General features: G+C 68.7%; 11 protein-coding genes. 6 read left to right on the plus strand and 5 right to left on the minus strand.

Features of this window, described 5'->3' with window-relative positions; all coding sequences use genetic code 11:
- Positions 1-111: 111 nt before the first annotated feature.
- Complete coding sequence (locus I6N91_RS13110) at positions 112-774, minus strand: hypothetical protein (RefSeq protein WP_198813292.1); 663 nt, start codon at positions 772-774, stop codon at positions 112-114.
- Positions 775-1,028: 254 nt separating this feature from the next.
- On the opposite strand from I6N91_RS13110, the gene I6N91_RS13115 reads away from it, so the two are divergent.
- From I6N91_RS13115 to I6N91_RS13125, 3 genes are all read left to right on the plus strand, one after another.
- A complete protein-coding gene (locus tag I6N91_RS13115) occupies positions 1,029-2,009 on the plus strand; it encodes a DUF1996 domain-containing protein (protein WP_198813294.1) in 981 nt (326 codons plus the stop codon).
- A 226-nt stretch (positions 2,010-2,235) separates the two neighbouring features.
- A complete protein-coding gene (locus I6N91_RS13120; RefSeq protein ID WP_198813296.1) occupies positions 2,236-2,790 on the plus strand; it encodes a sigma-70 family RNA polymerase sigma factor in 555 nt (184 codons plus the stop codon).
- Positions 2,777-3,502 carry a hypothetical protein gene (locus I6N91_RS13125; protein WP_198813298.1) on the plus strand — a complete coding sequence of 242 codons (726 nt, stop codon included), beginning with the start codon at positions 2,777-2,779 and terminating at the stop codon, positions 3,500-3,502. The genes I6N91_RS13120 and I6N91_RS13125 overlap by 14 nt, the downstream gene beginning before the upstream one ends.
- 102 nt (positions 3,503-3,604) lie before the next feature.
- On the opposite strand, the gene I6N91_RS13130 is transcribed toward I6N91_RS13125, so the two are convergent.
- Both I6N91_RS13130 and I6N91_RS13135 read right to left on the minus strand, forming a co-directional pair.
- The gene (locus I6N91_RS13130; protein ID WP_198813300.1) at positions 3,605-4,645 is read right to left on the minus strand and encodes a M14 family zinc carboxypeptidase; all 1,041 of its coding nucleotides are present in this window, start codon (positions 4,643-4,645) and stop codon (positions 3,605-3,607) included.
- 60 nt (positions 4,646-4,705) lie between these two features.
- On the minus strand, positions 4,706-5,302 hold the full coding sequence (locus tag I6N91_RS13135) for a hypothetical protein (protein WP_198813302.1): 597 nt from the start codon (positions 5,300-5,302) through the stop codon (positions 4,706-4,708).
- A 276-nt stretch (positions 5,303-5,578) separates the two neighbouring features.
- On the opposite strand from I6N91_RS13135, the gene I6N91_RS13140 reads away from it, so the two are divergent.
- From I6N91_RS13140 to I6N91_RS13150, 3 genes are all read left to right on the plus strand, one after another.
- On the plus strand, positions 5,579-7,057 hold the full coding sequence (locus I6N91_RS13140) for a glyceraldehyde-3-phosphate dehydrogenase (RefSeq protein WP_269823087.1): 1,479 nt from the start codon (positions 5,579-5,581) through the stop codon (positions 7,055-7,057).
- Positions 7,058-7,188: 131 nt separating this feature from the next.
- On the plus strand, positions 7,189-8,043 hold the full coding sequence (locus tag I6N91_RS13145) for a class I SAM-dependent methyltransferase (protein ID WP_198813304.1): 855 nt from the start codon (positions 7,189-7,191) through the stop codon (positions 8,041-8,043).
- Between the two features lie 98 nt (positions 8,044-8,141).
- On the plus strand, positions 8,142-9,116 hold the full coding sequence (locus tag I6N91_RS13150; protein WP_198813307.1) for a DMT family transporter: 975 nt from the start codon (positions 8,142-8,144) through the stop codon (positions 9,114-9,116).
- Here I6N91_RS13150 and I6N91_RS13155 read toward each other — a convergent pair.
- Both I6N91_RS13155 and I6N91_RS13160 read right to left on the minus strand, forming a co-directional pair.
- On the minus strand, positions 9,082-10,200 hold the full coding sequence (locus I6N91_RS13155) for a glucose-1-phosphate adenylyltransferase family protein (protein ID WP_198813311.1): 1,119 nt from the start codon (positions 10,198-10,200) through the stop codon (positions 9,082-9,084). The two genes, I6N91_RS13150 and I6N91_RS13155, sit on opposite strands and share 35 nt — an antisense overlap.
- A gap of 105 nt (positions 10,201-10,305) precedes the next feature.
- Positions 10,306-11,523 carry an ROK family transcriptional regulator gene (locus I6N91_RS13160; protein ID WP_198813314.1) on the minus strand — a complete coding sequence of 406 codons (1,218 nt, stop codon included), beginning with the start codon at positions 11,521-11,523 and terminating at the stop codon, positions 10,306-10,308.
- Positions 11,524-11,567 lie beyond the last annotated feature (44 nt).

Here is an 11,567-nt window from a genome sequence, read left to right on the forward strand (position 1 = left end):
GGTTTCCTGGGTCCCCTCGGAAGGGCACTCTTGCCCGGGCAGGCCGCCACCGACGCCTGGTCGATACGCGGACTTGAGGGGGAATGGGTTCAATCGGCTCGGGATGCCGGCTTAGTATCCCGGGGCCTCCGACGGAGCAGCCGTCTGGGCGGCCTTCTTGCCGGTTCCGTCGATCGTGAACCAGGTGCCCCCAATGCCCTGGCCAAGCGCCTGACCCGGGGCTGTATCCCCGGCGAAGTAGTAAACGGGCCATCCGCCAAGAGTCACCTGGCAGGTCCCGTCGGACCGTTCGACGTAGCCGATCAGGCTGGCGTCGACGTTCTCAGTGTAGATTTTGGCGGTGCCGTCCACCAGTAGCGGCGGCCAGTTCACGGCGCAGTCATCGACACAGGTGGTAGTGGACGGGTTGGCGGTGTCCTTGTCGAAGCGGTAGAGGGAGAATCCGCCCGCGTCCGTCACGGCGGTGCCGGCCGCCGGTCCCGCCGTGAGCTGGATGGCGTTCTTGGCGCTGTACCGATCGGCGGTGTCCAGCAGGGTCGGGGCGGCGCCGTCGAAAATCTGCACGGCCCCCTGGGTGCGCACCAGCGTCGGAGCCTTTGCGGGCGCCGGGGATGCTTCGCCCGGTGCGGGTGCAGCCTCCGCCGGGGCGGGCGCGGCCGAGGTCGGCGCGGCGGAGGCGGTTGAGGCCGGTTCGGCGGCTGCGCTGCAGCCGGCCAGGGTCGCCAGGAGAACGGGGATCAGTGCTGCTTTGAGGGCGGTGCGGTTCAGGGTCATTCGATCGTCCTTTGACTGGGGGTGGAGGTGATGGCGGTCCATCACATCCACCACACGGACCATGTCGCTAAACGGTTCACCCGGGGGGGCTCCGGCCGTTCCGCGGCCGGGAACCGGGTAAAGTAGTGGGGTCCCGGGCACGCAGTCTCCGCATCACCGCTTCGGGATCTTTGTTCGGAAGGCGCACCACCTGAATTCCAGATTTTTCCGGCACATCGGAACAAGCGTTTCACCGTCAGCCGTGGGTCGACTCCGTGTCCGGTGACCCGGGAGGGAAGTTCAAGGCTCCCGCCCTTGCGTTCCTCCTTGCCGTTATCGCCGCGCTCACCGCGGGGCTGCTGCTCCTCCCGGGGGCCGCAGGGTCGTCACCGAGCGCCGCTGCGTACGAGCCGATCTCGAAGGCTCCCCGAGCCGCTGCCGCCCCCGAAGCGCAGCCCGGGGCCTCCCTCGGGTCGTTCACCGTCGACTGCGGGGTGAACAGCGGCAAGGTGCGGAACTCCGACAACCTCGTCGTTAGCCCCGGCAAGCGTGGTGCCGCGCACCACGTCCATGATTACGTCGGCAACCTCTCCACCAACGCCTTCTCCACCGAGGAGAGCCTCACGGCGGCCGGGACCACCTGCACGAACGGCGACAGGTCGTCCGTCTACTGGCCCGTGCTCCGGGTCGGTCCGGGGGCCGGGCACGGCACGCACGGCGCAGCGGCCGACGACGAGGGCATCCTCACCCCGCGCTCCGTCCGCATCGAGTTCCGGGGCAGCCCTGCCGCCAATGTCGTGCCGCTGGCCCCGAATGTCCGCACGGGCGCGGGAAACGCCCACGGGTACACCCAGGCGGGGGCGGGGACGGACCACCTACGGTGGTCCTGCTCGGGCAGCCCCGACCTCGCCAGCCGGCACTATCCGCTCTGCCCCGCAGGCGAAGACACGGTGCGCATTTTTGATTTCCCCAGCTGCTGGGACGGGCGGTCGGTCGACAGCCCCAACCACCGCTCCCACCTCGGCTATCCGGACGGCGCCGGCTTCTGCCCGCCGGGCACGTTCCCGGTGCCCCAGCTCCACCTCGAGGTGGCCTACGCCGTGCCCGCCGGCGCCCGGTACGTCGTCGACGCGTTCCCGGAGGAACGCTCAAGCCCGGTGAGCGACCATGCCCACTTCATCAACCTGATGTCCGCCGGACTGATGGACAGCGTGGTCCGGTGCCTCAACGAGGGACGGCACTGCGTCCCTGAGTAGGGCCTTTCCTTCCGCGCCGAAGCGCGGATCCGGGGTATTTCACAATCCGCCGGCCGTCCATTGAACCGGTTCGGCCCGGGGCACGTGTTCCCCCTTGTACCGCTGAAAAGAAGCTGAGGAGTGACATGCACGCGTCTGCGCCACAGAACGCTGCTCCCGTAGTGGGTAGGGGCCGGGCATGGAGGCATTCCTCCTGCCGGTCGATCCCGATGAAGGGACAGGGCGAATGATCCTACGACGGCGGGCCCAGGTGGATCCCGGGGACGAATTCATCCGCACCCTCTTCCAGGAGCACGGCAACGCGATGCTCGCGTACGCCACCCGCCTCACCGGCGACCGGGCGGCGGCCGAGGATGTTGTGCAGGAAACACTGATCCGGGCGTGGAAACACGAGGAAACCCTCGGCAACGGCAAAGGGTCTGTGCGCGGATGGCTCCTCACCGTGGTCCGGAACATCATCACCGACCGGATTCGGGCGCGTAATGCCCGGCCGCTCGAGGTTGCGGAGAACGAAATGACGGTGCCGCTGGAGCCCGACCATTCGGCGTCGGTCGTGACCACCATGGTGACAATGGATGCGCTGGAACAGTTATCCTCCGACCACCGTGATGTGCTGAGATGCGTCTACCTTGAGGGGCGGACGGTTGGAGAGACGGCGGAGCGGCTCGGCATTCCGCCGGGCACCGTGAAATCCCGAACGTACTATGCCCTGCGTACTCTGCGGGAGCGCTTCAATGATCTGGGGCTCAACATGGAAGGAGTAGCCCATGAACATGTTTGATGCCCACCTCGATGTCCAGGCAGTGTGGATGGACGAGCTGACCGGCGAGGAGGAGAGGCACGCGCGGGACCATCTTGCGGCGTGCCAGGCCTGCCGGGATGAGCTCGACTCCCTGCGGGCGCTCGAAGGCTCCCTGCGGTCCCTCCCCCCGGAGGCCCTGCTTGAAGGACCACCGCCAGACGCGGATCTGCTGCTGCAGCGCACCCTTCGGCAGCGCCGGACCCTCGGGACACCTCAGGCACGCGCGGGACGGCGGCGGGTGGCTACCTTCGCGGCAGCCGCGGCGCTGGTGGCGTTTGTCGCGGGAGTCAGCGGGACGGTGGGTTACACGATGAACGCCCCGCAGGCGTCCACCCCCGTTCCGCCCGCCCCGCCGGCGGCCACCGCTCCGGCGACCGAGGTGCCGGGAACCCGGTATGCGAGCACCGTCGACGCGGCCACCGGCGCCCGGCTCACGGTGAGCGTCCAGCCGGCGGCCGGGTTCGTGAAGGTCAACGCGGCCGTGACCGGCATCCCCGCGGGGGAACGGTGCCGGCTTATCGTGGAGGGCATCGACGGGAACCGGGAGATCGCCGGAAGCTGGGTCATTTCCGAGAAGGGCGCGGCCGAAGGGGCAACGATCAACGGAAGCGCGATCTTCGATCCTTCGCAGGTCCGGGCCGTCATGATCGAGAACTCGGACGGGAAGCGGTTCGCGGCGGCGACCCTCTGACGCCTGCTGCGGGCGCCGGTTCGAACGGCCGCCGGCACCCCGGCGGACACTGGGCGTCGCGGGTGCCGGCGGGCACGGAGGGGCCGTGCCCGCCGGCGGCGGCTACTCCGTCGGGCGGGTGGTCTGCTCCGCGAGGGTGTCCCAGAAGGACGTGTCGGCGAAGTTGATCGACCCGTCGGCGATGGCGCGGGCCGTCGCGTCGAGGGTGAGAACGGTCTGCCGGATCAGGTAGCCGTTGCTCTTCTGGCCCAGCACCGCGGACTCGGCGGTGTTGTCCGACATGCCGCGCATTTCGAAGAGCAGGGTCGAGATGCCGTACTCCACGGCGATCCCATTGCGGCTGATCGTCTCCGCCGTGCCGCCGACGTACCGGCCCAGGTGTCCCCACCCGGTGGAGTCGACGGCACCGAACACCACCGATCCGAGCCGCTTGGAGCCCTCGAGGACAGCAGGCTCGACATTGGCGGTGGTCGGGTAGAGGATCGAGCCCGAAACCAGCCGCCCGTCACGTTCGCTCTGGGTCCCCTGATGGTGAAGGTCGATCATGTAGTCGATGTCGTAGGCCCGCATGACGTTGTTGTGGAGGGCCTGGGTCTCGGGCTGGAGCTTGTTCACGTGGTCGCGGTTGAGGTCGACCCCGTTGGCGTTGGCCCGCGTCAGCGTCCTTCCGCCGTCGGCGATGTAGCCGTCCAGCGGGAAGTTGACGTCCCCCATCGCACCGTCGGGATTCAGCATGGGCACCACCAGGATGTTCACGCCATCAAGCACGCCGCGGGACTTTCCGGTCCCCAGGTGCTTGATGAATTCGAGGGCACCCTCGGTGGTGAGCTGCTCGTTGCCGTGCTGCTGCGTCAGGTAGAGGATGGTGGGGTTGTCCGGATTGCTGATGTACTTCGCCAGGTACAGGTCCCGGCCCTTGACCGACTGCCCGATCACCTCCAGTTCAAGCGCGGACTGGCGGGCATCCTGGTTCTCCAGCTCCGCGACGACCTCGTCGTAGGAGCGCAGGATCGAGGTGTTGATGGTCTCGTGCCCGCCGTAGTTCGGACCCTCGCCCACGGCGAAGGCCGGGGCTGCGGCCGTTGCCCCGGTGGTGAGCAGGACGGCCAGCGAGAGGGCGGCGAATTTCCTGGATGACGTCATGGTGTTCCTCCCCAAGGAGCGGATGTGGTGTCCTGAGTCAACCGTTACCGGTTGCCCGTGTCAACCTTCTCTACGGAAGCCGAGCCACACCAAGAATTGGTGCCAGATCGTCCTTCCCGTGTAAACAACCCACGCGATTACGGGCCACACTGCGGCATCGGTGGCCGAGTACCCCCATGCCATCAGGACCAGGAAAAGCCCGAGCGCGATCAGAGCCGCCACCAGCACACGGGCCCACCACGGCATACGCCGCAGGCGTGCAAGGCGTGACCAGAAGGGCGGTGTCCGCTGGGACTGTACGCCCGGGTTCGCATCCTGCAGGGTCCGCCCGAACTCGGCGAGCGCTGCCGCGCGCGCCGGACGGTCCTCCTTGAGCCACCGTTCCAGTTCCTCGCGGGATTCGACAATGCCAAGGGCCCGGGCGGCAACCGGCTGCGACGAATGCCCCCTCTCGTGGTGGACGGCGGCGAGGCTGAGCCACACATCGTTGTCGTCCGCGCCGCGGGAGAGCGCGAAGGCCTCGTCAACGCCGAAGTCGCTGCGGATCCAGGCGGTGGCCTCCTCCAGAGTGGCCCCTTTCGCAAGATGGTCCTCGAACTCGCGCCGAACGTCCAAAGCGTCGTCGTTGTCGAAAATTTCCGTCCCCCAGGAGCCCATCCGATGAGCCTAAGGGCGCGAAATCCCCCGGCAGCCCCGGTGGGTGAAAATTGCGCAAATACTGCGCCGCGCGCCCCCGCCGCGGACGGCCTGCACCCCCGGGGCGGGCGCCCCGAATCGACGGCGGCATGCAAGGGCCGTGTTTGAAGTTGGCTGGCACGCACCGGAAGCGGTGTAATGAGTCAAACGACCAGTCGACGATGCCTGGCGCTATCCCTGCGTCCCATCCGGCTGGATGAGTACGCGCCGGTGCTCCCGGCGCAGTGAGGGACACAGTTGACGCACCACGATCCGACCACGAGCCGCGGGACCTGGATGGACCGCGAGGCGCTCGCCGAAGCGATGATCCCGCTGATCGGCCGCCTGTACCGCACCAACAATGTGGTCACCAGCATCCACGGCCGCAGCCTCATCAATAAGTCGACCATGAACATCCTCAAGGCGCACCGGTTCGCGCGGCGGATCAGCACGGAGGAACTCCGCCTCGAGGACACCCTGCCAATGCTCGAGATCCTCTCGCGCCTCGATCTCGGCGCCGCGGCGATCGACATCGCAAGGTTGCGCCTGAAGTACGACCTTGAGGGTGGGAGCCGCTCACTTGAGGACTTCCTCCGTGGCGAACTCGCCGACGTCGTGGGCAAGGGCGGCCGTGACGAGCGGACGAGCACCGACGTCGTCCTCTATGGTTTCGGCCGGATCGGCCGCCTCCTGGCCCGCCTGCTCATCGAAAAGGCCGGCGGCGGCCATGGCCTGCGGCTGCGCGCCGTCGTCGTTCGCCGGGGCTCCGACAACGACCTCATCAAGCGGGCGAGCCTGCTGCGCCGCGACTCGGTCCACGGCTCCTTCGAAGGCACCATCCAGGTGGACGAGGAGGCGGAGATCATCACCGCGAACGGGATTCCCATCCAGGTGATCTACTCGAACGATCCCTCAACGATCGACTACACCCGGTACGGAATCCACGACGCGCTCGTCGTGGACAACACCGGCCGCTGGCGCGACGCCGAGGGGCTGTCCCAGCACCTGCGCAGCAAGGGTGCGGCGAAGGTCCTGCTGACCGCGCCGGGCAAGGGCGGGCTGAAGAACATCGTGCACGGCATCAACCACGGCACCATCAGCGGCGACGACACCATCATCACCGCCGCATCGTGCACCACGAACGCCATCACGCCCGTCCTGAAAGCCGTCAACGACCGGTTCGGGGTGGTGCACGGGCACGTAGAGACAGTCCACTCCTTCACCAACGACCAGAACCTCATCGACAACTTCCACCGCGGGGACCGGCGGGGACGGTCTGCAGCCCTGAACATGGTGCTCACGGAGACCGGTGCGGCGAAGGCCGTCGCCAAGGCGCTGCCCGAACTCGAAGGGAAGCTGACCGGCAGTTCCATCCGCGTCCCCACCCCGGATGTCTCCATCGCGATCCTGAACCTCACCCTGCGCACCGGCACGACGAAGGAGGAGGTGAACGCCTACCTGCGGGAGATGTCGCTGCAGTCGGACCTGCGCAAGCAGATCGACTACATCGACTCGCCGGAGGTTGTCTCAACAGACTTCGTCGGCTCGCGGCGCGCCGGAATCGTCGACGGCCTGGCGACCATCGCCAACGACACCTTCCTGGTGCTGTACGTCTGGTACGACAACGAGTTCGGCTACAGCTGCCAGGTGGTGCGGGTGATGGAGGAAATGGCCGGGGTCCATCCTCCGGCCTTCCCCGCGAAGGAAGCGGACGCGCGGGTCGCCGTCGGGCGCTGAGCCCGGAACCCGGGGAAGGCGGGCGGAAACCTTTACAACTCCGCCCGCCGCGCGCACAATGGCTCGCATATCAGCCTCCACTGCCTCGACAGCGCGCTGTCACGTCCACCTGAAGAGCAGAAGGCATCGTCATGAATGAGGTACAGAATGCGTCCGACGCGGACCGGGCGCTGAAGCAGAAGCACCGCGCCATGTGGGCCCAGGGCGACTATCCGACCCTGGCCAGCGACCTGATCTCCGAGCTTGGAGCGGTCCTCGTCGAAGCGTGCGGAATCCGGCCCGGGCAGCGGGTCCTTGATGTGGCAGCCGGTGCGGGCAACGCAGCCATCCCGGCGGCCATGATGGGGGCGGAGGTGATCGCCAGCGACCTCACCCCCGAACTGTTCAACGCCGGCCGCGACCACGCCGCGGCCCGGGGCGCCACCCTTGAATGGCGGGAGGCCGACGCGGAGGCCCTGCCCTTTTCGGACAATGAGTTCGACGTGGTGATGTCCTGCGTGGGGGTGATGTTCGCCCCGCACCACCAGGCGGCCGCCGACGAACTGGTCAGGGTGTGCCGGCCCGGCGGCACCATCGGCCTGCTGAGCTGGACCCCCGGCGGGTTCATCGGGAAGATGTTCGCCACCATGAAGCCGTTCGCTCCCCCGCCCCCGCCCGGCGCCCAGCCGCCGCCCCTGTGGGGCAGCGAGGACCACGTCCAGGAACTCCTCGGAGCGCAGGTCACCGATCTCCGCGCGCTGACCCAGACGGTGGTCATCGACAAGTTCGCCGGGCCGGAGGAATTCCTCCACTACTTCAAGGACTTCTACGGACCGACGATCTCGGTGTACAAGTTCATCGCCGATGACCAGGAGAAGGTCGACGCCCTCGACAAGGCCCTGATCGAACTGGCCCGCACCTCCAGCACCGCCGGCCAGGGGTCGCCGCCGCTGATGGAGTGGGAGTACCTGGTGCTGACCGCCCGGAAGATCGACGCCGGAGGATAAACTGACCTACCGGGCTCCCTCCCCCGGGATGCGGAGCTGCCGGTGGACGTTGGACGACCCGAAGCCCCTGCCAGGGCCGCCGGCCGGGTGATGGGCCGATGAGCCGCGGGCTGCCGCTGGGGGTTGCCGCGATCCTCGTGACCTCCTTCCTCTGGGGCACCACCGGCACGGCCGCGACCTTCGCCCCCGACGTGGGGCCCCTGGCGATCGGGGCCGCCGCCCTGGGCATCGGCGGGCTCCTGCAGGCGGTGATCGCCGTCCCGGCACTGCGCCGGGCCCGCCCCGGCCTGCGCCGCCATGCGCGCCTGGTCGCAGCCGGCGCGTTGTCCGTCGCCGTCTACCCGCTGGCCTTCTACAGCTCGATGCACCTGGGCGGGGTGGCGATCGGCACGGTGGTGTCACTCGCCTCGGCGCCGCTGGCCTCGGGCGTGCTCGAACGGTTCCTTGAGGGCCGCTCCCTCAGCCGCTGGTGGATGCTTGCCGCGGCGCTGGGCGTTGCGGGAAGCGTCCTGCTCTGCCTGTCCAGGCTGGAAGGCTCCCCGGCCGCCGTCCTCCCGCTGGCCGGAAGCATAGTGCTCGGCCTGGTTGCCGGCGCGACCTATGCCACCTATTCCTGGGTGGTGCACCGCCTGATGGCCTCCGGCGTGGAACGGGCCGCCTCCATGGGTGCGGTGTTCGGCGCCGGCGGGGCCCTCCTGCTGCCGGTCCTGCTCCTTACGGGCGCGCCGCTGCTCGCCACCGGGCAGTCGATCGCCGTCGCGGCATATATGGCGCTGGTGCCGATGTTCCTGGGGTACCTGTTATTCGGCTACGGCCTCACCCGGGTGCGCCCGAGCACCGCCACCACGCTCACCCTCAGCGAGCCGGCCGTCGCGGCGCTCCTCGCGGTCCTCGTCGTCGGCGAACACCTGACGGCGGCCGGCTGGGCCGGACTGGCAACCATCGCCGCGGCCCTGGTGGTGCTCGCCGTCGCCCCGGCCACCAGCGGGCCCCGCCCGGACGCCGCCGGACCCATGGGCCGCGGGGATCCGGAGGGAATCAGGAGTGTTCCTGCCCCGCCCCATCGACGGTGATGACGCCGTCGGCGCCGTCGATCTTGCGGTCCGCCTCAATGGAGGCACCGGCGTCGACGATGGCCCGTGTGACCTCCGCTCCCGCGGCAACCCTGACACCCTCAAGCAGCACCGAATCCCGGACCACGGCGCCGGATTCCACCACGGTGTCCGGGCCGATGACGCTGCCGGAGACGTGGCCGCGCACCGTGGATCCGGGGGACAGCAGCGAATTCTCGATGCGTGCGCCCGCGGCCACGAAGGCCGGCATCCTGCGCGGAGCCCCGGTGAGCATGGGCCACTTCGGGTCATCGAAGTCAAGGCCCGTGCCTTCGAGAAGGTCCATATGGGCGCGGTGGTAGTTCTCGGGCCGCCCGAGGTCCCGCCAGTAGCCCTCGAGGCGATGCTCGGCAACCTTGGCGTTCTTCACCAGGTGGGGAACCAGCTGGTGGCCGTAGTCCTTCAACTCCCCCTCCGTCTCCTGCAGCATCGCCAGGGTGTCGAGGAGCGTCGAGGCGTCATAGAGGAAGATCTCGGCTGCGACGAGGTCCGTCGCGGGCTGGTCCGGTTTGTACTGGAACCCGGTGACCAGTCCGTTCTCCGCTTCGACCACGCCGTGCTGGGAGGCGTCCCCGTCGAAGCGGGTGGTGACCATGGTCAGCACCGCCCCGGAGTCGAGGTGGGTCTGCACCACCTCCCGGTAGTCCAGCTGGTAGAGGTGATCGGCGCTGAGGACCAGCACGAGGTCCGGGCCGTATTCGCGGATGAAGTCCGCCTGCCTGTGGATCCCATCGGCGTTGCCTTCGGCGAATCCCTCGCCGTCGTTGCCCTGGAAGGGCGGCAGCACGCGCAGGCCCCCGTTGGTCCGGTCGAGGTCCCAGGGCCGGCCGCTGGCCAGGTGGTCGTTGATCGATTTGGGCTGGTACTGCTCGACGATCCACACGTCGGCATAGCCGCTGTGATAGAGGTTCGACAGGGGAATGTCGATCATCCGGTAGGTGCCGCCGACGGGAAGCACCGGCTTGGCCCGGTGGTCCGTCAGGACACCCAGCCGGCCGCCGGCGCCTCCGGCCAGGATGAGGGCAAGGACCCTGGGCTGATGCATATGCTCTTCCTCCCGCTCCAATCCCCCATCACACGATTCCCCATCGACAGTTCAATTGCACCAAACCGGGGCCGATAACGGCACCCCTTTCCCCCGCGGAACGGCTCAGGTGAGGGCGGCGCTGGCCGCCTCGATGGCCTCCGGCGAGAGGACGTGGGCGATCGCCATGACCGCGGCACCGAGCACACCGGCGCGCTGACCGGCGATGGAGGGCACCACCCGCAGGTGTTCGGTGGCCAGCGGCAGGGACCTCCGGTACACCACCTCCCGGATTCCGGCCAGCAGGTGCTCCCCTGCCTGCGCGAGGCTGCCGCCGATGACGATGACCGAGGGGTTGGTCAGGTTCACGCAGGTCGCCAGGACGTCCCCGATGTCCCGGCCGGCCTGCCGGATCACCTGGATGGCGGTGCTGTCCCCGGACCGGACCAGCCGGATGACGTCCGCGCTGGAGGAGAGCGTCAGCCCGGTCTCGGCGGTGAGGGCCGCGGCGAGCGCGGGCCAGCCGGCCAGTGCCTCGAGACAGCCGGTATTGCCGCAGCGGCACCAGACCTCCCCGCCGCGGGGCACCCGGACGTGGCCGAGGTCCCCGGCGGTGCCCTGGGCTCCACGCTGAAGGGAGCCGCTTGAAATAATGCCGGCCCCGATCCCGGTGGCCACCTTGATGAACATGAACTCGGTGATGTCGGGCCAGTGGAACCGCTGCTCCCCCAGGGCCATGATGTTCACGTCGTTGTCCACGAGCACCGGAACGGAATAGCTCCGCTGTACGAGGGCGGGGACATCGATGCGGTCCCATCCGGGCATGATCGGCGGGTTCATGGGCCGGCCCGTCTCGTGCTCGACCGGCCCCGGGAGCCCGATGCCGATGGCGGCGAGCTCGGCGACGCTGCGGCCGGCGCGCGTGAGGAGGGCCCCGATGGTCTCAGTGAGCCAGCCCAGGACGCGCTCCGGCCCGTCGGTGATCGGGAGCTCCGCCGAGTCGCTCTCGAGCTCGGTGCCGGAGAGGTCGCTGAGGATCACCCGGGCGTGGGTGGCACCGAGGTCAGCGCCGATCACCACGCGCGCCCCGGGGTTCAGGGCAAATAACGACGGCGGACGGCCCCCGGTGGAGGCAGCACCTCCGTACGGGGCGACGAGGCCGAGCCGAATGAGGGTGTCAACGCGCGAGGCGACGGTGGAGCGGGCGAGGCCGGTCAGCTGTGCCAGTTCGGCCCGGGTGCGCGGCTGCCCGTCCCGGAGGAGCTGGAACACTTCGCTCGCCCCCGGTGCGGGAACCGTTGACGGGCGGGCTCCCGTCCATGGAAGCGCTGGAAAAGATGACACGCGTTCAGTAAAGCACGCGCACTTTCGATCGTCACTTCAGCAGG

This window comes from Arthrobacter sp. MSA 4-2 (assembly GCF_016405885.1).
Lineage (GTDB): Bacteria > Actinomycetota > Actinomycetes > Actinomycetales > Micrococcaceae > Arthrobacter_D.